The organism is uncultured Gemella sp., from assembly GCF_963515875.1.
In the GTDB taxonomy this organism is placed as follows: Bacteria; Bacillota; Bacilli; order Staphylococcales; family Gemellaceae; genus Gemella.
Genome location: NZ_CAUPZX010000005.1, coordinates 16,820 through 41,786, shown reverse-complemented (window position 1 = coordinate 41,786; position 24,967 = coordinate 16,820). Strand labels below are relative to the sequence as shown.

Below are 24,967 nucleotides of genomic sequence, written 5' to 3'. Positions count from 1 at the left end.
GAAAAACAATGGCAAAAAAATCTAAAGACAAACAAGTTACACATATTGAAAAAGACGACTTAAAAGCACGTCAAGCCGCTATTAACGAAGCTATAAAAATAATCGAAAAAGAATATGGTAAAGGGGCTATTATGGATATTTCTTCTGAAAATCCAATTAAAGTAGAAGCAGTATCATCTGGTTCACTTGCAATTGACTCAGCATTAGGTATTGGTGGATATCCTAAAGGACGTATTGTTGAAGTTTATGGGCCTGAATCTTCAGGTAAAACAACAATAGCACTTCACGCTATTGCAGAAGTTCAAAAAACAGGAGGAATAGCTGCATTTATAGATGCAGAAAATGCTCTTGATATTGAGTACGCTAAAGCCTTAGGTGTTGATTTTACACCTGGTAAATTTTTCCTATCACAACCAGATAGTGGAGAGCAGGCACTTGATATTGCTGAAAAGTTAATTTTATCTGGAGCAATAGATATTATTGTTATTGACTCAGTTGCTGCATTAGTTCCAAAAGCAGAAATTGATGGAGTAATGGGAGCAAACCATATCGGGCTACAAGCTAGATTAATGTCTCAAGCTCTACGTAAATTAACAGGTCAAATAAATAAAGCAAATACTATCGCATTATTTATTAACCAACTTCGTGAAAAGGTTGGAGTAATGTTCGGAAGCCCTGAAGTAACGACTGGTGGACGTGCATTAAAATTCTATTCTACTATTCGTATTGACGTACGTAAAGGTGAAGCTATAAAAGGAACGGATAGTGAAATCCTTGGTAATAGAACTAAGATTAAAATTGTTAAAAATAAAGTTGCACCTCCTTTTAAAATTGCTGAAGTTGATATTATGTTCGGTGAAGGGATTTCTAAAATTGGAGAAACTCTTGACTTTGCGGTTGATTTAGACATTATTAACAAATCAGGTTCATGGTTTTCATATAATGGCGAACGCCTAGGACAAGGTCGTGAAAATGTTAAGAAAATTTTCGAAGAAAACGACGAACTTTACAATGAAATTTATGGACTTGTAAGGGAAGAAATTATGAACAAAACTGGGAAAAAGAATAGCTCAGTAGAAGAAGATGAGTCAAATGATGGTATTGACGAACTTGATTTAGGGATAGAGACTTTAGGTGAGGTAGAATAGTAATATATGAACAAAAAAATATTTAAAATTGTATTATGGTTAATGATATTTATCATATTAGCTAGTGGGTTTATTTCTGCAATAGCTATGTTCTTGTAATCTATATACAAACTAAATAAAAATATAGGGCTGATACAAAAGTCCTATATTTTTAAATAAGTTTATATGAGAACTCATAGACGCAGTGGTTTAATGATATCTTAATGCGGTTTACAAAAGCTTTCTAGATATCTAATAAACTTTGCGGGAGTGACTCGACAAAATCTTATTTCTCTGAAATCATGATTTTTGAGTCACTCCCTTTTATTTTGAAAATATGATAAAATATTAGTAGATAAAGAATAGGAGAAACAATAGTGAATTTTGTACAAAACATGAATGATAAGCAGTTAAAGGCTATATTAAAAACTGATGGTGCAGTAATGGTTATAGCCGGTGCTGGTAGCGGAAAAACGCGTGTATTAACAAACAGGATAGCTTATTTAATTGCTGAAAAAAATATTTTAGAAAGTAATATTCTTGCTATTACATTTACAAATAAGGCCGCTAAAGAGATGAAAGAAAGAATATATTCATTGGTTGGTGAAACTTCAAAATACATTTGGATAAATACTTTTCACTCTATGTGTGTAAGAATTCTTAGACAACACATTGAATTATTAGGGTATAATAAAAATTTTACAATTCTAGATACAAGTGAGCAAAAAACAATAATAAAAAATATAGTAAAAAATCTAAATTTATCTGAGGATTCTTATCAACCTGCAAATGTTTTAAAAATTATATCTAATTCAAAAAACAATATGATTACGGTAAAACAACTTAGAGAACAATCTCGCTTTGGATTTATGAAAAATGTTGCAGAAATATATGCTCATTACCAAAGCTATCTAAAGAAAAATAGTGTCCTTGACTTCGATGATCTTATGCTTAAGACAATAACATTATTTACTAAACATCCAGAAGTTCTTGCGATTTATCAAAATAAATTTGAATACATCCATGTTGATGAATATCAGGATACTAACGTTATTCAATATAAACTTATAAAAATGCTATCGGCTGTGCATAAAAATGTTTGTGTAGTTGGTGATGATGATCAGAGTATTTATAGTTGGCGTGGAGCGTGTAGTGATAATATTATAAATTTTGAAAAAGATTACGATAATGTTGAATTAATCTTCTTAGATCAAAACTATCGTTCTAACTCAACGATATTAGATGCTGCTAATGCAGTTATTAAAAATAACACAGATAGAAAAGATAAAGCTTTATGGTCCGAAAATAAAGGCGGCTGCAAGATTTCTGTATATGCTGCATCTAATGATAAAGATGAGACAGATGACATTGCTAATAAAATTTCGGAACTGAAAAAAGAAGGTATTGCATATAAGGATATAGCAATATTATACCGTGCTAACTATCTTTCTCGTCAGATGGAAAATTCATGTTTAGCATTTGGTATTCCATACAAACTTATAGGTTCCCTTAAGTTCTTACAACGTCAGGAAGTTAGAGATTTACTAGCTTATTTAAATGTAGTAGTTAATAGAGCTGATGAATTTAGTCTAAGAAGAATTATCAATGTTCCAAAACGTGGGATTGGTGCTAGTTCAATGGATAAAATCGATAACTATGCTTCACAATATGGTATTACTCTATTTGAGGCACTTAAAAATATTGAAGATATAGGTGTTTCAAAAAAAATAGTAACTAATATTCATTTATTAACAAATCTTATTGAAAAATACTCAGAGATTGACAAATATTCAATTGATGAACTTATAATTGGAATTTATAAAGATTCTGGTTATGAGAATATGCTAAAAGAATCAAACGATGCTTATGCAGAGAGTAGAATAGAAAATATATCTGAGTTAGTATCTTCAGCTAAGCAGTTTTCTAGTATGAATGATAGTCTTATTGATTTTATTTCTGAGATGTCACTTACTTCTGATGCTGATGATGAAAATGAAGATGATTCTGTTGTCTTATCTACTATACATGCTTCTAAAGGTTTAGAATATAAGGTAGTATTTATTATGGGATTAGAAGAAAATCTTTTCCCTTCTATACGAGATGCTGAGAGTAGCGCTGATGAGAAAAACAAAATGGAAGAAGAACGTCGTCTTGCGTATGTTGCTATAACACGTGCAAAAGAAAAATTATTCATGTCTTACGCCAATCGCCGAATGCAGTTCGGATCTATTAAAATGAACAAGAGATCTAGATTCTTAGATGAAGTTCCGAATAAACTTATGCACTTTGAATCTGCTTTTGGCGGAACTTTTGAATCAACTGATTCTAGCATAGAACAAGCTAATAAATTTATAAGTAACTTAAGTCCAAAAATTAAAATAGCAGATAAACCAAAGACTTCTGTAAGTACAAATTACGGTGTTAATGATATTGTTGTTCATAAAAAATTCGGAGAAGGTACTGTTCTTGATATTACTGATGACAATGTTAAAGTGGAATTTAGTGAAGTTGGTACTAAAACTCTATTAATAGAATATGCTAACCTTACTAGAAAGGAATAATTATTTATGATACAAATTAAAGAAGAAATTTCTAAACTGGTTTCTTTATTAAACAAGTATTCTTATGATTACTATGTTGAAGATAATCCTCAAATCTCTGATACCGAATATGATACATTATATAAACAATTAGAAAAGCTTGAAGATAAATATCCTGAATTAATTTTAGAAAATTCTCCAACGCAAAGAGTAGGGGATAAGGTTCTAGACGAGTTCGAAAAAATTACTCATAAAGTACCAATGTTAAGTTTATCGAATACATTTTCTACTGAAGACTTAAGAGATTTTGATTCTAGGGTGAAAAAATTAGTACCAAATGATAAAGTTGAGTATATTTGTGAATTGAAAATTGATGGTCTAGCGATTTCTATTAATTATGAAAATGGAAAACTTGTTAGTGCTGCTACTCGTGGAGATGGAACAGTTGGAGAGGATGTTACTGAAAATATAAAAACTATATTTTCTATTCCGAAGGTGCTAAAAGATAACAGATCATTCGAAGTTAGAGGTGAGGTATATTTACCTAGAAAATCTTTTGAATTACTAAATAAAGAAAGAGAAAATAATAATGAAGTATTATTCGCAAATCCACGAAATGCTGCAGCAGGTTCCTTAAGACAATTAGATTCTAAAATTACTGCAAAAAGAAGATTATCTGCGTTTATTTACTCAATAGTAGGAGATGATAGTATTATATCTCAAGAAGACGCCTTAAATATAGCAGAAGATTATGCACTTCCAGTTAATTCAAATTACAAATTATGTAAAGATATTAATGAAGTAATCAGCTATATAAATTATTGGACTGAAAATAAAAAAGATTTACCTTATGATATCGATGGTATAGTTATTAAAGTAAATTCATATTCTACACAAGAAGAAGTTGGCTATACACAAAAAAGTCCAAGATGGGCTACTGCATATAAGTTCCCAGAAGAAGAACTTGCAACAAAATTACTAGATGTGGAACTTAGTGTTGGTAGAACAGGGATTATTACTCCTGTAGCTATTTTAGATCCTATAATTATCTCTGGATCTACAGTCTCTAAGGCATCTTTACACAATAAGGATATCATTGACGAACTAGATATTCATATTGGTGATATGGTAGTAGTAAAAAAAGCTGGTGAGATAATCCCTAAAGTGGTTAGAGTAGTAAAAGAATTGAGAACAGAGGGAACTAATAAATACATAATGCCAACAATTTGCCCATCTTGTAAAGAACAAACATATATTAAAGAAAATGATCCTTTTACAAGATGCAAAAATCCTGATTGTCCTGATCAAAATATTAGAAAAATAATTCATTTTGCTTCTAGAGAAGCACTAAATATCGAAGGACTAGGTGATAAAGTAGTTGCAACATTATACGAGCAAGGTATAATTTCTCACACTATAGATTTATTCTCATTAGATAGAACTAGATTAGTATCACTAAATCGTATGGGAGAAAAATCGGTTGATAATTTATTAAATGCAATTGAAAATGCCAAACAGAGTTCACTAGATAAAGTAATATTTGCTCTTGGAATTCTTAATGTTGGAAAAAAAGCTAGTAAAATATTAGCCGAAAAATATTTAAATCTTACGAATTTCATGAATGCAACTTTAGATGAACTTATAAACTTAGATGATGTTGGTCAGATAACTGCTGATTCTATATTAGATTATCTGTCAGATCAAAATAATATTAAATTTATTAACGATTTAATCGGTGTTGGAATGAATCCTCAATATGAAATTAAGGAAGTTAATACAGATAATATATTTGCAGGTAAAACTGTCGTTTTAACAGGAAAATTAGTTGAATTAACTAGAAATGAAGCTAAAGAGTATTTAGAGAAAAATGGAGCGAAAGTTACCGGTAGTGTTACTTCAAAAACTGATTTAGTAATTGCCGGTGAGAAAGCAGGTTCTAAACTGTTAAAGGCGGAGCAGTTAGGAATTGAAGTAATTAATGAAGAACAATTTGCAAACATAGTTAGAGAGGTGCGATAATGGATAATAAGTTACCATATAAAGTTTTTGGTATAGTTATTGTATTCGTTTCAATAATTACATTTTTTATTATGAATTACAATTCAGTACCTGTATCATTTATATTTTTCACGGTTAAATTACCGTTAACTATATTGTTTTTTGTTTGTTTCTTTATGGGAATAATAGCCGCAAGTTTTTATTGGTACCAAAAATATAAAACTTTGGCGAGGAAATATGAAAGAACAGAAAAATTATTATTTACAAAAGAAAAATTAGAGGACACAAGTGAATAATAGGATATAAATTAGTATAGAAATGAGGTGAAAAAATGGGAATAAAATATAATTGGATTTATCCAAATTATGATGAAAATTTTATAAAAGAACTTGAGTCTTATAATATTTCTAAAAATATATCAAAAATTCTTAATGCTAGAAATATTACAGATATGTCATCGGTAAAAAAATATTTTTCTGATGAATATGAAGAAGGTTATGATCCATTTCTTATGTATGATATGCAGAAAGCTGTTGATAGAATTAACGAAGCTATTGAAAATGAGGAAAAAATTCTTGTTTATGGAGATTATGATGCCGATGGTATCACATCAACAGTTTTATTAGTTGAAACATTACTATCCCTAGGAGCAAATGTTTCTTCGTATATTCCGAATCGATTTGATGAAGGATATGGTCCTAATAAAGATGCATTTACTAAAATTATTGATTCTGGTATAAGTTTAATTATAACTGTTGATAATGGCATTGCAGGAGTTGAAGAAGTTGATTTAGCGAACAACCTTGGCTGTGATGTTATAATAACAGATCACCATAAGATTCAAGATACAATACCAAATGCATACGCTATTATTCATCCTGAGCATCCTAAAGGGAATTATCCTTTCAAAAAATTAGCTGGTGTAGGGGTTGCTTTTAAACTAGCTCATGCATTACTAGAGATTTTTCCGGATTTTCTACTAGATTTAGTTGCTATTGGAACGATAGCTGATATGGTATCTCTTACTGATGAGAATAGAATATTTATAAAACAAGGTTTAGAATTACTAAATGAAGATCCTCGTATCGGTCTTAAAATGCTTCTTGAATTATCTAGTATAGATACTAAAATCGATGAGCAAACAATTGGTTTTTATATAGCACCTAAATTAAATTCAATAGGTAGAATGGATAGTGCAAAATTAGGATTAGCGTTCTTAATGGCAGAAGATGCTACTAATGCTCGCACCCTTGCAGAAAAAATTGAAACGTTTAATATTGAACGCAAGCAAGTTACAGAAGATATAGTTAAGGATGTAATAACTACTATTGAAAGCTCCAATAAAAAAGATAAAAATGTTATTATGGTATCAGGAAACTATCACGAAGGTGTCTTAGGAATTGTCGCTTCTAATATAGTTGAGAGATATCAAAAACCTGTATTAATAATGAATTATAAAGACGGTATATTAAAAGGGTCAGCACGTAGTATTTTTGATTTTAACATCTACACAGCAATGAATAAGATATCTGATTTATTTGTTGCATTTGGTGGTCATACATTAGCTGCAGGGTTTTCTTTTGAAGAAAAAAACTTTGATAAAATCGAAGAGTTTCTCCATAATGAATATGAAGAATACAAACAAAATAATGAATTGAAATCAACAAAAAATATAGATATCGTCACTTCTTTAGAAGAGATAAGTTATCAGTTTCTTAGTTCTTTAGAAGTATTAAAACCTTACGGTATGGATTTTGAAAAGCCTACTATTTTACTAGAAAATGCAATGGTTCTAAATAAAACTTATTTCGGTTCTGAAAAACAATACTTAAGATTAACAATTGCAGATGAAGTAGGTAACTTAGAGTGTATTAGTTTTAAAGATAACAAGGCATTTGATAAAGTAGAAAAAAATGATATAATCGATTTATTATGTACTCTAGATAAAAATAATTTCAATGGACGCACTAAACTACAAGCACATATAGTAGATATTGAAATAAAAGAATTCTTATTTGAAGATTTAAGATTTATAAACTATGATATTAGCAAAATAGATAGTAATTGTTTAAAACTTTCAAAAACAATCGATGATAATGCTAATAATTTCTATTTATACAAAAATATTGATAATATAGGCGAAAATTTTGATTATATTTATTTATTAGATATTCCAAATAGTAAGGACTATATAGAAAAAATAGTTAAATGCAACCCTAAAAAGATTTATTTAGTCTGTGAGGAAAAACAAATTCTTTCCGAAAAATATCAAATTGATAAAGATAAACTAATTAAGTTGTTTAATATTATTTTATCGACTGCGAACAAACAAATTAATATTGTCCAACAACTAGATAAGTTGTTAGTATCATTAAATACAAATGTCGATAGTCTAAAAATAATGATTCAAATATTTCAAGAATTAAACTTAGTTACCTTTGAAAATAATACTATAATTTTAAATAAAAATTATAAAACTGTTGATTTAAAACAATCGTCAAGCTTTGTTAGAATGGAAAGTATATTTGAAACAGAAAAGATACTCTTAAAAGAGAGTATAGCTAACATTAATAAATTATTTGTCAACAAATAAAATTTTAAGGAGAAATACATGAAAATATTATATTTTTGGGACGCATATTGCGGATGGTGTTATGGATTTAATAAATTGTTTACAGAATTTTATAAAAACCATACTGACATAGAGATTGAGATTGTATCTGGTGGATTATATATATTAGAAAACAGTAATAAAATTTCTGAATATACATTTAAAAATGAAGAAATAGTTGATATGTACAAGGTTGAATTTGGAGAAGCTTATAACAAGGTACTAGAAGAAGGTGAACTTGTTTTAAATTCTGTACAGCCTGCTATAGCGCTGAATACAGTAAAAGAATTAATTCCAAATTCAAAACTACTTGATTTTGCTTATGATATGCAAAAGAAATTTTTTATTGAAGGAAAGAGTCTAAGCGAAGTTAGTACTTATCTAGAGTTATGTGAAAAATACGACCTAGACTATTCTGATCTTGCCCTTAAACTTACAATAGCATTTAAAGATACAAATCCAATACAACAAGACTTTTTAAAAACACTAAATCTTGGTATAGAATCTTATCCTACTGCAGTCATTGAAAAAAATGGTGAATACTTTGATTTAGTAGGATATGCAACAGAAGCAGAAGATATAGAAATTCATTATAATTTAATTTCTAAAAGACTATAAATACTTTTATTAATTATTTTTCATTGTGGCAATTTTATGAACGAAAAATTTTAGAGAGAAATCCTATCGATTCAACATTTTTACAACCTTATCCATAGATTTTCTCTCTAATTTTTTTTTATTTTGATGATTTTACTTGTATCTTCTTTTCTGTTGTAGTATAATATGCTTATAATTAAACGATACTGATTATCAGTGTGAAATTTATTGGAGGATTCTATGACAAAAAAATACAATAGCAAATTCATAGCTGGGTTAGCAGTTCCTATCTGTTTAACAATAACTACTACGGGAATATCTAATCCTATACTAAATACAAAGTTAAATATCGCCTATGCTCAAGGTGAACAAAGTGAAGGTTTTAAAATCTACGAAGCTGAAATAGGAGGAAGTGGTTCATTAGAATTTACTGTAGAAGGTAAAGATTCATCTAATGATATATTTAATAAATACTGGAAAAATGTTGATAAACTATTAATCGATGGAAAAGATTTTGGTTTTAATAGTGAGTCATCTGCTTCTAAAAATTATACATTATATGGTAATACTGTATTTATTGGTAATAAAGATATAGAAGCACATTATAATAAACAAAATAAACACAAAATTGAATTTATTTTTAAAGATGGTTCAAAAGCTGCATATGAAGACGAAGGATACGTAGATCCAACTGCTAAGCCAAAACTGATTAATGAAGGTTTGAAAATAACAGAACCACAATTAGATAATGATTCTCTAATCTTCTTCTTAGAAGGTTCAGATATTTATAAAAATTACTGGTCAAAAGTTTCTAAACTTACAGTAGATGGAAAAGATTTTGGTTTCGATAAACAAAACACAAATAGTAAATTTTATAAATTATATAATGGAGAAGTAACTGCAGTAGATAAGGCTATAACAGATCATTACAAAAAACAAGATAAGCACAAAATTGAATTTACATTTGAAGATGGATCTAAAACAACATATGAAGATACTGGATATGTTGAACCAAGTACTGACACAACTACACCATCAAAAGATAGTGATACTAGTTCTAATAAACCTGTTTCAAATGCTAAATACACAATTTCAAAACTAGACCAAGGTAAAAACTGGAAAAACGAAAAACACTTAACATTAGAATTATCTGACACTTCTGTTTATGATAACTTTGTTGATGAAATTGCAAGTGTAACTTTAAATGGAACTACTGTGAATAAAGATGTATTCAAAGATAAAGTAGAAACATCAAAATATCTTGGAATTAGAATTTTTAACGAAGATTTAGTAAAAGCGTTAAAAGATTCAGATAATAAACTAGAGGTTAAACTTGTTGATGGAACTATAATTTCATATCCTACGGCAACTGATAAAAAAGAAGATGCACAACCTACAGAACCAAAACAAGATACGCCAGCTACTAGCGCATCATATGCTCAAAAAGATTTAGTTTCTAAAGTAGAAAAGAATGGTTATGGTGATGAATTAAATATTACACTTGTTGATGGATTTAAAGCAGAAGATGTTCTTAAAAACACTAAAGAAGTTGTTATCAATGGAAAAACTTTCAACAAATCACTATTCGGTAAAAACTGGGCAGGGCATATTGTTACTTACGATGATGGTGGAGAAAGCCTTAAAGCATTTAAAGCTTGGAACTTTGATGGAGATAATACAATTGTATTTAAAGCAAATGACGGTAGCGAAAGTAAAGCATATACAACTGGAAACAAGGTAGCTGAAGAAAAACCAACACCAGAAAAAACTCCTGAAAAACAAGCAGAAAAAACATATTCACTTACTGATAAGTTAGAAGATGGTGAATATACTTTAGGTTTTAACGCTTTATATGCTGATGGAAGACAAGGAACTTCTATGTTAGAAGGATTCTTTGATAAAAATGTAAAATTAGTAGTAAAAGATGGAAAAATGAGTATAACTATGTTAAATACTTTATTTGCTCATGGATTATATGATTTTGCTATTCAAAATAAAGGAAACTGGTCATCAGGTGTTAAAGAGAACTTTGGTGAAAAGAACTCTGCAGGTCAATATGATAAAGCATTATTCACACTTCCAATAGAAGATTTAGATCAAATTCATTTAGGTGGTGTTATAGTTTCTTATATGGGTTCTTTAGAGAGTGATAAAGGAAACTACGATAAATACACTAATGTAAAATTAAAATTCAAACCTGAAATTAAAAAAGGATGGCATGGATTCGAAGTTGTAGAAAAAAATAATGAAGAACGTAAGAAAAGTGATGATTTACTTCAGAAAAAATTAATAGCTAATGGAGTAGACACTAATAAAGATGGTGTTGTTTCTGAAGAAGAATTGAAAAACTTCACTGGGGATATCAACCTTGGATCATTCGAAATTGATGGAAAAGTAGATAAAGGTGCAATTTATAATTTAGATTTATTAAAACATATGGGTCCTGGTGTTAAATCATTCTCATCTGACAGTAACAACTTTGGAGAAATTCCAGAAGACTTATTCAAAAATGCAGTTAATATCGAACGCATTAATTTAGGTGGAAATGGAATTACAAAACTTCCTGAAAAATTATTCGCTAACAATACCAAACTAAAAACTTTAAACTTATCAGCAAATAATTTAGGAAACGTTCCTGAAAAAATCTTCGAGAACAATCCTAATTTAGAATCTGTAGAATTTAATCAATCTTGGCTGTCTACATTACCAGCTAATGTTTTCGCTAATAATAGTAAATTGAAAACAGTAAGTTTATCAAATAATAAAATTGTATCGTTACCAGATGATTTATTTAAAAATAATCCTCAATTAACGTTCTTGGCTGTTACAGATAATGAACTTACAAAATTACCTTCAAGTGTTGCAAGTTTAGCAAATCTTACTCAACTATATGCTGCTGACAATAGACTAACTGCATTACCTGAAAATGGTATTAATCTAACTAAATTAAGTACATTAGTTTTAAATAATAACAATATCACAACTTTATCGGATGAATTATGGAAAACTCTAGCTAAAAATAAAGCAACTGTTAGATTGGTAAATAACCAAATTAGTAATATTCCATTAGAATTAATAAAAGCTAATGGTAGTCTTCAAATTCTAGATATAGCAAATAATAATCTACCTGCTACTTTACCATTCAGCGAAGCAGATACAAAATTATTAGGTATATCTCCAAATGTTACTCAAGGATACTATCCACAAAAGCAAGCTATTGAGTTAAATGTTGTAGCAAAAGATAATAAAATTACAATTGAACCAAAAGATGAAAAATTAACTATTCTTAACCTATTGCACTGGTACAGAGGACGATCAGAGTACTACGGTGGAGAAGGTATCTTACAAGGTTTAGAAAAATATAAAGAATTCTTAGCAAAACAAAATAAAACTATGGCTGAACTTCTTAAGAGCGATGATTATGGACGAAATTGGTATATCGTAACAAAAGTTGAGCGTCTACGTGGAAACGAAGTTAAAGAACTAAGCTCTACAAGTGTTTCAAATGAAGATGATAAGAAATTAGAAATCTCAGATAATGACATGAAAGCAGGAGATAAATATCGTATCACTAAAGTTCTTTATGAAAAAAATGCAACTAATATTGATGATAAGATTATAGAAATTCATACTGTAGTAGATGCTCAAATTAAAACAGAAGAACCTAAAGTTGAAGATAAAAAAGAAACTCCTAAACCAGTAGTGACTACTGAGCCTAAAACACCAGAAAATAAACCAAAAGATGATAATAAAGTAGAAGTTCAGCCAGAAATTAAACTACCTGAAAATGAACAGAAAGGTAAAGTTAGTGATACAGAGTTTGAGTTATTAAGAAAAGAGACTCTAACAAATATTGATAATGATAACAAACTAAGTGTATTAGAAAAAGACCAATTGGTATCTATCGTTAAGAATGCTATTTCGACTGATACTCTTGTTGATACATTATCAGATGGAATCGAAGTTAAAGTTCAATTTGATAATTCTACTGTTAACGCAGAAAAATTTGTAGCTAAACTATCTGACGAAGCTACTTCACTAAAAGCTGAGCAATTAGTAAAACAACTAGACGGAAATCGCAATGTTGTTAAAACTATAGATCTACACTTCACTGATGCTGAAGATAACATAATTGATAAACAAGGCGGTACAAGAGCAGTTACTCTGACTGTTGTCACAAACGAAAATGAAGAATTAGAAGTATACTATGTAAATGGAGATAAATTAGAAAAAGTTCCAAGTATCTATAAAGATGGAAAACTTACATTCTATACAAGTCACTTTAGTACATATACTATTGTGAAAAAATCAAATAACCAAACAGGAAATAATTCTAATGGAAAACTTACTATTAATGACCTAAGAGGAGATAATAGCGGAAATACTACAGCTATAAATACTTCAAACGAAGGATCAGAAGTAGCTCCTAAACAAGGATTAACTGGTCTACTACCTAAAACAGGATTAACAACAAGTAGTATATCAACAATTGCATTGTTAATGTTAGGTGCAGTAGTAGCAAGATTTAGATTTAGAAAAAATAAATAGTATATATAATAAAAAAGATAGCGTTGATCAATAATATGATCCGCTATCTTTTTTGGTTGTATACTAAATCCGGGGCATGGAAAAATTCCATCCCCGGATTTCAATTTTTATATACAAAAAGACAAATATCCAATATAATTAAAGTGTAGAAAAATAATTAACTAAGAAAGGATATTTGTCATGTCTAATTTTATCACAAATTTACTATTAATAAAAGACCAAAATATAACTATGGAGGATAAACTTGATTTAATTAATGTGGATGGGCAAGATACATTCGTATTTCATGGGACTTTATCATACAATCCAAAGTGTTGTACAAATTGCGGATGTATAAAAGAAGGAAATAATATAGTTAAAAATGGATTCACAGATCCATTAAAAATAGCTTTATTAAAGATGTCAGAATGCCCTACATACCTTAGACTAAAGAAACAACGCTTTAAATGTAGAGAATGTAATTCTAAGTTTTGTGCTGAAACATCATTTGTACAAAAGCACTGTAGTATATCTAAAAATCTTATATTTTACATAATGAAGAATCTATCTAAAACATTGTCTTTTAAAGATATAGCTGAATTAAGTAATGTATCAGTATCTACAGTAGTAAGAGTAATGAAATCATGTAGAGAAGCTGTAGAAGTTAAGACTCATTCAAACTTACCAGAGCACCTATGTTTCGATGAAATAAAATCAACTAAAGATAGTAAAAATGGAATGAGTTTCGTATTCTTAGATGCTAGAACACATGACTTTATAGATATTGTAGATGGTAGAACACAACATATATTAAAACAATACTTTATGAGATATCCAAGAAAAGTAAGAAAGAAAGTAAAAACGATCTGTATAGATATTTACCCTCCTTATATGAGTATGATTAAAGAGATGTTCCCTAACGCTGAGATAATAATAGATAGATTCCACATGGTTCAAAATATTAATAGAGAATTAAATAAAGCTAGAGTAAAACTAATGAATCAATATAAGAATAAAAAAGGCTCTACTTACACTATTCTAAAGAACTTCTGGAAAGTAATATTAGAAGATAGAGATAAAGTAAATTCAACAAAAACATTCTATTCTAGAAGCTTTAAACGCTATGTAACTAGAAAAGAAGTATTAGATTATATATTAGCTATAGATGCTGAATTTACAGCTAGTTATGAGAGAGTTCATGAGATAAGAGAAGCTATTAAAGCTAAAGACTCTGTAGAATTAGAAAAGTATATAGATATGGATACTAAAGGATTATCTAAAGGTGTATCTAAAGCTATAAATACTATGAAAAAGCACAAAGAGTATATGCTTAACGCTGTTAAATATGAGTATTCTAATGGCCCATTAGAAGGATTTAATAATAAAATAAAACTACTAAAGAGAGTATCTTATGGATATTCTAGCTTTAGTAATTTCAGATTACGCATTTTAATTATGTCTAGATTATTTGTTTCTGAATATAAAAATAATATTAAACTTAAAGAAAGTAAGAAAAAATCTAAGCAGCAAAGTGCTGCCTAGATTTCTAGAGTGAATTTTCCCCATGCCCCGAACTTGACAAAGAGCCTCTTTTTTTAGCAATAACTATTAAATTTAGAATAAATAAAAAATATCATAGAGAATATAGCCTGTTATAATTATCAAAAGAAAATTCATGTATATTCGTAGTTTTTCTCTAAAAATTAAAGAAACGCTATTTATAATAATTACACCGATAATTGCTCCAACTGTATTATCAATCACATCAGTTATATCAGGAAATCCTATAGTTAAAACATACTGAATAGTTTCATAAAATAAACTTAGCATAAATGCTAAAATAATAGCTCTTAAGCCTGAAGAATTTGGAAATATCATTTTCACATAAAAACTAAAAGGAATAAAGAATAAAATGTTTAATATGACCTCTGTTATATCAAAATTTCCATTCTTATATGGAATTATATTGATAGCTCTCCAAGTAATTCCAGGATGTAATAAAACACGTGGATTATCCATCCAGCTGAAATTACTTTTATATAATAATGAAAAATCCATTTTAGCTATAATTATCCATGATAAAATAGATAAATATATCAGAAATAGCATCATTGTTAATATTCTGCTGTTTAATACTGTTTTCAAAACATCCTCCTTTTTATGTGTCGATATATACATTATGATAACAAAACAGCTTTAATTATAGTTTAATAATTAACTTAACTTGTTCTGAAATAATTCCCGCTTCACTTTTTAAAAATAGGTTAAAATTATTAAAATCAAAAACGTTATTTTCATTAAACATCATTTCATAAAATTCAGGATAGAATGCTTTTCCTAAGTTTGTATCTAAAGTTTTATTGTATTTATCATACTTAATATTTGAATCATTTTTATTAACTATTAAAATTCTATATTTATTATAAACTTCACAATGACAAGCAGAACTTCCATCACTATAGGGGCTGCTTCCATCAACATAATCAATTATAATGTTATATGAGTCTTGATTTACTCCATTTAATTTATTTAAGATATAATTAGTTGCTTCATTTGAAAATGTAAATTTCATTTCTTTTACTCCTTTTTATTTATATAAAATATTCTACCACACTTTTAACTAACTTAACAATAATTTATTGTTTTAAATAGGGTTAAAAATTGCTAATTTTGCTATTTTATAGTATAATGATTGAGTTAAGAAAACATTTAGGAGATAAGAAAAATAAATGAATTTAGAAAAATACATTTCAATCGTAGAAAATTGGCCAAAAGAAGGAATTAGTTTTAAAGATATTACGACTTTAATGGCAGATGGTGAGGCATATAAATATGCTACTGATCAAATCGTTAACTATGCAAAAGAGAAAAAAGTTGATGTAGTTGTGGGACCAGAAGCTCGTGGTTTCATTATCGGATGTCCCGTATCATATTCACTAGGAATTGGTTTTGTACCAGTTAGAAAACCTAATAAATTGCCTCGTGAAGTTATTTCTTACCAATATGATTTAGAATACGGTAGTAACACTCTAACAATGCATAAAGATGCAATTAAACCCGGTCAACGAGTTTTAATTACTGATGATTTGTTAGCTACAGGTGGAACAATTGAAGCAACTATTAAATTAGTAGAAGAATTAGGAGGAATCGTAGTAGGTATTGCGTTCTTAATCGAGTTAGATGGTCTAAATGGAATGGACAAACTACAAGGTTATGATGTTCTAACATTACTTAAAATGTAATCTACTATGAGTAATTAAATAATATGACATTTGAACTTATAGAAAAGAAATATCTAAAAAATATAAATACGACTGCTTATCTTTATGAGCATTCTAAAACTCATGCTAGATTAGTATTCTTTAAAAACGATGATATAAATAAAAGTTTTAGCATAAGTTTTAAAACAATTCCTTATAATGATAATGGTATTTTTCATATTTTAGAACATTCTGTTTTATGTGGTTCAGCGAAATATCCAGTAAAAGAACCTTTTGTAGAACTACTTAAAGGTTCTTTTAATACATTTTTAAATGCTATGACATTTCCTGATAAAACTATGTATCCAGTATCGTCTAAAAATGTGAAAGATCTAGAGATTTTGATGGATATATACTTAGATGCAGTATTTAATCCAAACTTAAGAATTAACTCAAATATATTAGCTCAAGAAGGATGGCACTATCACCTTGAAAACATGGATGATGAACTTATCTATAAAGGCGTAGTTTACAATGAAATGAAAGGAGCTTATTCATCTGTTGATGAGGTCTTAGATCAGTATGTTAGCGAACATCTATTTAGTGATACTCCTTATAAATATTCTTCAGGAGGTAAGCCAGAAGCCATTCCTTCAATTACTCAAGAAGAGTTTTTGAAAACTTATAATTATAATTACCACCCAAGCAATAGCTATATCTTTTTATATGGCGACTTAAATATAGAAGAGTATTTAAATCATATAGATAGTTATCTTAATAACTATGAATATAAAGATTACAGCAACTACCAATTAGTTCAACAAGAAAAATTCTCATCAGAAATCGTCAAACATACATATTTCAATGAAGACACTGAGAATAGAGCGTATGTTGCTTATAACTATATTCTTGGTGATAGTAATGAATTTACTAAAATTGAAAATATAGATATTATAGATGATATTCTCCTTGGAAGTAGTAATACTGAATTTAGAAAATACTTCATTGATAACAATATTTGTGAAGATGTATATAGCTATGTTCAGAAAGATAGAAAAGAAGCAGTCTATTCAATTATTTTCAAGTATGTAAGTGATGATAAGTTAGCAAGTCTTGATACTGAATATAAAGAAGTATTACAAGGCATTATTAACAAAGGATTTGATTATGAACAAGTCCAAGCTTCAATTAATAAAAAGAATTTTTCTATTAAAGAAGAAATTAATAAAACTTCTTCACCAAAAGGTGTATCATATGCTATTAGACTTTTAAGAACGTGGTTATATAGTGAAGATAACATATTTGATGCCTTTGATTTAGATAATGTAATCTCACACTTACAAGAAAATTGTGTTAATAAACAATATGAAACTCTTGCTAGACAATTTCTTGTTGAAAATAGTAAACAAGCTGTATTACACTTAATTCCGACATTAGAAAAAGAAAATAAAGAGAAGGATTTAGTCAAATACAAGGCTACTTTATCTGAAGGCGATCTAGCAAGCCTAGTTACAAAAACCAAAGAGTTACAGAAATGGCAAAATAGTACTGATAAAAAAGAAGATTTAGAGAAAATAAAATGTGTTGATGCTAATGAAGTTAAGTTGAAAAATCCATTTGAAGAAACTTTCTTTGAAGATTATAATGGAATTAATTTTTCTCATTTTAATGCTGTAACTAATGGTATTTCATATTCTAAATTACTATTCGATATAAGTGATTTTGAAATTGAACAGATGCAATATGCTTCAGTTTTGTCTTATCTATTATTTAACTTTAATACTAAGAATAAATCAGAAGCAGAAATCATTAAAGAGATTGGAGCTAATCTTGGTGGATTAAGTTCTTATGTCGATGTCTTTAGAAAACATAAAAGTGAAGAATGCGAAGTGAAATTTATAATCAGTGCCAAGAACTTAGTTGAGAAAGTAAGAGAATTGGCTTGTATTCTTGAAGAAGCTACAATTAACGCTGATTTTGAAGATAAAGAAGCTCTGTACAATGTACTTCTAGAAATTAAACTTATGCTAGAAAATAAATTTAAAAATTCGGGACACGCGTTTGTCTCACGTCGTATTAGTGGATATTACAATCCTCAAAGTAAGTTAGCTTCGTATCATGGAGAATATGATTTTTATGTGTTTATAAGTGAATTAGTAAATAATTATGAACAAAATAGCGATAAAATTAAAGAACAACTATATAATGTTACAAATTTAATTTTTAACCGTGCTAGATTATTAGTTAACTTTGTTGGTAATACGGAAGAATTTAATAATTTCAAAGAAAATATATCTTTATATTTACTAAAATATCCTAGTGAATTAGTTAAACAAAAAGGATTTGAAATCAAATTAGAAGATCAATGTTATTCTGAAGGTTTTTACTTTGACTCCCTAGTTCAATATGTTGGGGTAGGTTATAATATTAGCAGTTATAGTGGTAAACATTTAGTTTTAAGACATATATTAAGTTTAGATTATCTATGGAATAATGTACGTGTGAAAAACGGTGCCTATGGTTCTGGTGTGATTTTTAATACTTTTGGAGATTTTAATTTATGGTCTTACCGTGATCCAAACTTAACTGAAACATTAGATATATACTATGCAATTGATAAATTTGTAGAAAATGTAGACGCTGATGATAATGATCTTAACAAGTACATAATTGGTACTTTAAATGCATTAGATATGTTAATGTCACCTAGTGCTCAAGCTGCTTACTCATTGAATAAATACATCACAAACTCACCATTTGATATTTATGATAAACTTGTTGATGAAATTAAAACAACAACAATTGATGATATTAGAAGTTTGTCTAAAGAGTTCAAAGACATGAAATCTAAAGCATATACTTGTATTCTTGGTTCAAAAGATAAAGTATTAGAAAATAGACAATTATTCAATAAAACAATAGAATTAAAATAGAAAGGTACATGAATGAGAGTTCGAAATAGAGCAGATGCTAGAGAGCGTCTAGAGAATAGTCCAGTTGTATTTTTACAACCTAAAAATAATAAGGGGAAATGGAAAGAAGTTTTTGGAAATGAAAATCCAATTCATCTAGAAATTGGGAGTGGGAAAGGTAAGTTTATTCATACACTTGCTGAAAGACACCCAGACATTAATTATATAGCTATGGAGGCCCAACCAACTGTACTAACATTCTTATTAGATAAAGTTGAAGAAACACATAGAGATAATTTAAAGTTAATCTCAGGGAATGCAGAAGATCTATTAGAATATTTTGCAGATGGGGAAGTAGATCAGTTATATTTAAACTTTTCAGATCCATGGCCTAAAACAAGACATGAAAAAAGACGCTTAACTTTCCATACATTTCTTGCACGTTATGAAGCAATATTAAATGGTAATAAAACAATCGTTCAGAAAACTGATAACCAAGGTTTATTTGAATACAGTTTAATGAGTTATGCAAAATATGGATATACTTTTAATAGACTTTCACTAGATTTAACTAATAGTGTGTATGAAGAAGATAATGTTCATACTGAGTATGAAGATAAGTTTATTAAAAAAGGTAATCGAATATATATGGTAGAGGCTATAAAGAAAAAATAATAAATTAAAGTTTACATAAATAATATTATGTAAACTTTGTTAAGTGTTGATATTTCTATTACTATAATTTACACTAAAATTATTAGTTTATACCTTGATTTTAAAAAAAAATTTATTTATAATATTATTAATACAATTTAAAGGAGAAATTTAATAATGATATCAGTTAATGATTTTAAAACTGGAGTTACTATCGAAGTTGATGGAAACATTTGGAAAGTAATGGAATTCCAACACGTTAAACCTGGTAAAGGAGCTGCGTTTGTTCGTTCTAAATTAAGAAATATGCGTACTGGTGCAGTAAACGATAAAACTTTCAGAGCTGGTGAAAAAGTAGCAAAAGCACAAATCAATAACCAAAAAATGTCATATCTTTACTCAACTGGTGAAGCTTATGTATTTATGGATAACGCTACTTACGAGCAAATCGAAGTGCCTGAAGCACAATTAAAATATGAATTAAACTTCTTAAAAGAAAATATGGAAGTTTCAATCTTAATGTTTGGTGATGAAATCTTAGGTATCGACTTACCAACAACAGTAGAACTTACTGTAACTGAAACAGAACCTGGTGTTAAAGGTGATACTGCACAAGGAGCTACTAAAGCTGCTACAGTAGAAACTGGATACACTTTACAAGTTCCTCTATTCGTTAAAGAAGGAGACGTATTAGTTATTAATACAGCTGAAGGTTCTTACGTATCAAGAGCATAATTTAAAATAAATTAAAGTCTCTCTATTATAGTAATAATAGAGAGACTTCTTTTAAAGGAGAATATATATGAGATACTTACTTTTACTTCGTGGAATAAATGTTGGTGGGAAGAATAAAGTATCCATGGCTGAATTGAAAGATTTGATTTTACGTTTAGGATACGAAAATGTTATTACTTATATTAACAGCGGCAATATAATATTTGACGCTAATGATAATAAAGAAACTGTTAGTGATAAGATATCACATATGTTAGCGACTTTCCCTTTTTCTATAAATAAAGTAATACTGACACAAGAAGAATATTTGGACGAGATATCTAATTTACCTGAATGGTGGTCAGAGGAACTTTTTAGAAGAGATGTTCTTTTTTATAGTGATGAAGTTGATTATTCTGTAATGAAAGAGCGAATAAAGATCATGCCATTAAATGACGAAATGGTTCACTTTGGAAAAAGAGCTGTCTTTTGGGGTAAATACAATGAGAAAAACTATTTATCAACTTCATATCATAAATTACTTATGAAAGAGAGTTTTTATAAATCTATTACTATAAGGAATGCTAGAACATTTGAAAAAATTTCAGAACTATTTAATAGATAAATAATGATAAATACTCATAATAATTTGTTCTATAATTATTAAAAATCGTATATCTTTACTTAAGTTAGTTAATAATGATATAATTACCTAATGAAAAAATTAAGGAGAATATAATGAAATTAGATAAATTATCAATCATCCTAGGATTTATTGTATATTGTTCTTTAGCAGTTTTTTTAGGATTTTATTCTTATAAATTGTTATTAGTATTTATTGGTATAAGTGCTTTAATTTTTCTTATTACAAAGTTGCATTTTGAACCATTCTTATCAATATTAATAGTTGCAATCATTCTAGGTTTATTTTTAGGTCTTTCCCCTAATACATTAATCGATTCTATAGAGAAGGGGACCGGATCACTACTAGGACATCTTTCTTTGATTTTAGGATTGGGAGCGATGTTCGGTAGAATATTAGAAGAATTGGGTGCAGTTGAAATAACCGCTAAAAAGATGATAAGTACATTTGGAATCAAAAGAATACAATTAGGATTACTTATTGCTGGAATGTGTATTAGTTTTTCTTTATTTTTTGATGTTGCATTTATATTAGTTATACCTATTATATTAGCAGTCGCAAAAGAATTAGATTTAGACAGAATATATCTTGCGTTGCCTGCTAGTATTGGAGTTTTAACTATCCACGCCTTATTCCCGCCGCATCCAAGTCCAAGTATTATAACTAAGACATTTCATCTTAATATGGCAGAAGTGTTTTTCTATGGTTTAATAGTTGCAATTCCTACAGCATTAATTGGAGGGCTATTATTAACTAATTCAAAACTAGTTAAAACAATGCCTATCACTAAAAAAGCAACTAACTCTATAAATGTGCTTAAAATTGAAAATCAGATTATGAGTTCATCCTTTGCAATACTATTAATGTTACTACCTGTTATACTTATTACAATTCCTACAATTTTTTTAGGTATTCCAAATTTACCAACAAACATTAAAGGAATTTTATCTATTATAAGTAATCCAGTTACCGCATTAATAATAAGTTTACTAATTGCTATAATAAAATTGATGAAAGCAAAAGGGTTAAGAGTAAGTAGCGTTGTTCCATTGCTAAGTCAGTCAATTAAGACAATTGCTGTTGTTCTTTTAATTAATGGAGCTGCTGGAGGTCTAAAACAAGTCCTAGTAGACTCAAAGGTTACAGATGAAATTGTTAGTTTAACAAATGGTTTGAATCTGTCTCCAATAGTAATAAGTTTTATAGTAGCAGCAATACTAAGAATATCACTTGGTAGTGCAACTATCGCGGCTATAACAACACTTGCCATAGTAGAGCCACTTGTTCCAACCGTTAGTTACTCACCAGTATTTATAATGCTAAGTATCACTGCTGGTAGTATGTTTTGCTCACATGTAAATGATCCTGGGTTTTGGTTGTTTAAACAGTACTTAAATCTGGATTTTAAAACTACATTTAAGACATGGACACTAGGAACAACAGTTTCAGCACTTATTGCTTTTGTTATAATTTTAATAATAACTTCACTTACATAAATATTTTTTAAATAATTAAATGTTTTTACTTGATATTTATGTTTAGTTATGTTATATTATTACATGTGTATGTAGTAAATGTTATGAATAAACTATTTCCAAAAGGAGGATTAATTCATGGCAAAAGTTTGTTACGTAACTGGACGTAAAGCTCGTTCAGGAAATACTCGTTCACACGCGATGAACGCAACTAAAAGAAAATTCAAAGCCAATCTACAAAAAGTAACAATTTTAGTAGACGGACAACCTAAAAAAGTTTGGGTTTCTGCTAGAGCTTTAAAATCCGGAAAAGTTGAGCGTGTATAATTAAGCGATAAACTTTAAGCTATCTAAGGAAACTTAGGTAGCTTTTTACATTATATTCATTACATAATAGAAAAAAACTTCAAAATTCATTAGAATATACTAAATTTCATATAAATAGCCATTTAAATTAATTCTGAGCATTATAATAAGTTTTTGGAGTAATTATATTATTTTTAAATTTTAGAAGGCTTATACGCCATTTAAATAGATCGAATATTTGAAAAATATAAAATCATAAAAGTAATAAATATAATTTGTGTGATATTATTCTAAATTTCTAAAATTAGAATAAAAAATATAAATAAAATATAGCAATAAAATAGAATAGAACTAATTTCACTTTTAAATAAATGAGGGGGATTAATGTTATTGAAAGAAGTATATAAATATGATATAATATAATTGTTCGCATAATACATATTATATGTACAATTAATTGAGTATAGGAGAATGTAGTAATACCAATGAATCAACGTGATTATTATAAACAAAAAATAAATAAAATACTTCCAGAGTTTCCTGATTACATAGAAGATTTTATAGATACATATTATGACAATTTATCACCATTGACTTTGCACAGGTATCTTGAAACATATAAGAACTTTTTAAATTGGACAATAAGAGAAACTATATCTGATGCTGAACTTATTAAAGATGTCAGCCTTTCTACTTTAGAGAATATTTCTAAAAAAGAAATGGAAAGTTATTTCAAGAGTCTATCTCGTGAACAAGTTAATGGTAAATACCGTAGTCAAACTACTATTAATAACTATAAGGCTGCTATGAGATCACTCTACAAGTTTCTTACTGTAACAAGCGAAACTGAACAAGGTCGTGCTTATTTTGAACGAAATGTAATGCTTAAAATACCCATTAACCGTGTTAAAGAAACTTTATCTTCAAGATCAAAGAAAATATCAGAAAAGATATTCTTAGATTCTCAAGATGAGGAATTTTTGCAGTACGTTGAATTTGAATATGAACAAACATTGTCTAATCATGGAAAATCATTTTTTCTTCGAGATAAAGCAAGAGATTTAGCTATATTAACTCTATTTTTAAAAAGCGGTATCCGTGTTAATGAACTTGCTAATCTAAAAGTAAAAGATATAGATTTTCTTAATAGTGAAATTAACGTAATTAGAAAAGGGAATAAAGTTGATACAGTCATAATTACTAAATCAGCTCTAGATAGACTTAATGAATACATTACTTCCCTTCCTATTAAGCTCAATAGAGAAGATTACGTATTCATTAGTAAAAACAAAACTGGACTATCAATAAGAGCCATTCAGAAATTGGTAATGAAATATACAGATGCATTTAATGTTCCAATGTCACCACACAAATTAAGACACAGTTACGGGACAAAATTAGCTCTTAAAACAAACGGAAACATACCAATAATTATGACGCAAATGGGACATTCTAACAGTGATACATCAATGCTATACATTAATGAATCAAAAAAGATTATTAAGCAAAATATTGATAAACTTGATGATTAGTATTGAAATATATCTTCTATTGAGGTAAAACTGGGTATTATTGTACAAGTATTTGAATACTAATAGTAGATTTGTATTTAGTCAATTAGGAAAACTTAAAACAACTTCTCTTAACTATCTATTACTGAATG

18 protein-coding genes are annotated in these 24,967 nt (G+C 28.4%); 16 read left to right on the top strand and 2 right to left on the bottom strand.

The window, feature by feature from the left end:
• The first annotated feature begins 8 nt into the window (after positions 1-8).
• From recA to RWL85_RS01945, 8 genes are all read left to right on the top strand, one after another.
• Entirely contained in the window at positions 9-1,148 is a 1,140-nt protein-coding gene (gene recA / locus RWL85_RS01980) for a recombinase RecA (protein ID WP_314084290.1), read from the top strand.
• 356 nt (positions 1,149-1,504) lie between these two features.
• A complete protein-coding gene (locus tag RWL85_RS01975) occupies positions 1,505-3,688 on the top strand; it encodes a UvrD-helicase domain-containing protein (protein WP_314084288.1) in 2,184 nt (727 codons plus the stop codon).
• 6 nt (positions 3,689-3,694) lie between these two features.
• Positions 3,695-5,686: an NAD-dependent DNA ligase LigA gene (gene ligA / locus RWL85_RS01970; protein WP_314084286.1), complete on the top strand. Its 1,992-nt coding sequence runs from the start codon at positions 3,695-3,697 to the stop codon at positions 5,684-5,686.
• A complete protein-coding gene (locus RWL85_RS01965) occupies positions 5,686-5,961 on the top strand; it encodes a LapA family protein (RefSeq protein WP_314084284.1) in 276 nt (91 codons plus the stop codon). The genes ligA and RWL85_RS01965 overlap by 1 nt, the downstream gene beginning before the upstream one ends.
• Before the next feature lie 35 nt (positions 5,962-5,996).
• A complete protein-coding gene (gene recJ, locus RWL85_RS01960) occupies positions 5,997-8,258 on the top strand; it encodes a single-stranded-DNA-specific exonuclease RecJ (protein ID WP_314084283.1) in 2,262 nt (753 codons plus the stop codon).
• 18 nt (positions 8,259-8,276) lie between these two features.
• Positions 8,277-8,894 (top strand): thioredoxin, encoded by a 618-nt coding sequence (locus RWL85_RS01955; protein WP_314084282.1) that lies wholly within the window; start codon positions 8,277-8,279, stop codon positions 8,892-8,894.
• A gap of 219 nt (positions 8,895-9,113) precedes the next feature.
• A complete protein-coding gene (locus RWL85_RS01950) occupies positions 9,114-13,421 on the top strand; it encodes an NEAT domain-containing protein (protein WP_314084280.1) in 4,308 nt (1,435 codons plus the stop codon).
• A gap of 231 nt (positions 13,422-13,652) precedes the next feature.
• Positions 13,653-14,942: an ISL3 family transposase gene (locus RWL85_RS01945; RefSeq protein WP_314084170.1), complete on the top strand. Its 1,290-nt coding sequence runs from the start codon at positions 13,653-13,655 to the stop codon at positions 14,940-14,942.
• A 72-nt stretch (positions 14,943-15,014) separates the two neighbouring features.
• Here RWL85_RS01945 and RWL85_RS01940 read toward each other — a convergent pair whose 3' ends face one another.
• Together RWL85_RS01940 and RWL85_RS01935 are read right to left on the bottom strand one after the other, a co-directional pair.
• Positions 15,015-15,545: a VanZ family protein gene (locus RWL85_RS01940; protein ID WP_314084279.1), complete on the bottom strand. Its 531-nt coding sequence runs from the start codon at positions 15,543-15,545 to the stop codon at positions 15,015-15,017.
• Between the two features lie 55 nt (positions 15,546-15,600).
• The gene (locus tag RWL85_RS01935) at positions 15,601-15,972 is read right to left on the bottom strand and encodes an iron-sulfur cluster biosynthesis family protein (RefSeq protein WP_314084277.1); all 372 of its coding nucleotides are present in this window, start codon (positions 15,970-15,972) and stop codon (positions 15,601-15,603) included.
• A 157-nt stretch (positions 15,973-16,129) separates the two neighbouring features.
• On the opposite strand from RWL85_RS01935, the gene RWL85_RS01930 reads away from it, so the two are divergent.
• From RWL85_RS01930 to xerS, 8 genes are all read left to right on the top strand, one after another.
• Complete coding sequence (locus RWL85_RS01930; protein ID WP_204644343.1) at positions 16,130-16,642, top strand: adenine phosphoribosyltransferase; 513 nt, start codon at positions 16,130-16,132, stop codon at positions 16,640-16,642.
• 23 nt (positions 16,643-16,665) lie between these two features.
• A complete protein-coding gene (locus RWL85_RS01925) occupies positions 16,666-19,533 on the top strand; it encodes an insulinase family protein (RefSeq protein ID WP_314084273.1) in 2,868 nt (955 codons plus the stop codon).
• 12 nt (positions 19,534-19,545) lie between these two features.
• Positions 19,546-20,187, top strand: coding sequence for a tRNA (guanosine(46)-N7)-methyltransferase TrmB (gene trmB, locus RWL85_RS01920; RefSeq protein ID WP_314084271.1), 642 nt, complete (start codon positions 19,546-19,548; stop codon positions 20,185-20,187).
• 156 nt (positions 20,188-20,343) lie between these two features.
• Positions 20,344-20,901 (top strand): elongation factor P, encoded by a 558-nt coding sequence (efp, locus tag RWL85_RS01915; RefSeq protein WP_314084269.1) that lies wholly within the window; start codon positions 20,344-20,346, stop codon positions 20,899-20,901.
• A gap of 67 nt (positions 20,902-20,968) precedes the next feature.
• A complete protein-coding gene (locus RWL85_RS01910; RefSeq protein ID WP_314084267.1) occupies positions 20,969-21,505 on the top strand; it encodes a DUF1697 domain-containing protein in 537 nt (178 codons plus the stop codon).
• A gap of 113 nt (positions 21,506-21,618) precedes the next feature.
• Positions 21,619-23,019 carry a gluconate:H+ symporter gene (locus tag RWL85_RS01905; RefSeq protein ID WP_314084265.1) on the top strand — a complete coding sequence of 467 codons (1,401 nt, stop codon included), beginning with the start codon at positions 21,619-21,621 and terminating at the stop codon, positions 23,017-23,019.
• Between the two features lie 117 nt (positions 23,020-23,136).
• Complete coding sequence (rpmB, locus tag RWL85_RS01900) at positions 23,137-23,325, top strand: 50S ribosomal protein L28 (protein WP_004631997.1); 189 nt, start codon at positions 23,137-23,139, stop codon at positions 23,323-23,325.
• Positions 23,326-23,789: 464 nt separating this feature from the next.
• Positions 23,790-24,836 (top strand): tyrosine recombinase XerS, encoded by a 1,047-nt coding sequence (gene xerS / locus RWL85_RS01895; protein ID WP_314084264.1) that lies wholly within the window; start codon positions 23,790-23,792, stop codon positions 24,834-24,836.
• Positions 24,837-24,967: the final 131 nt, after the last annotated feature.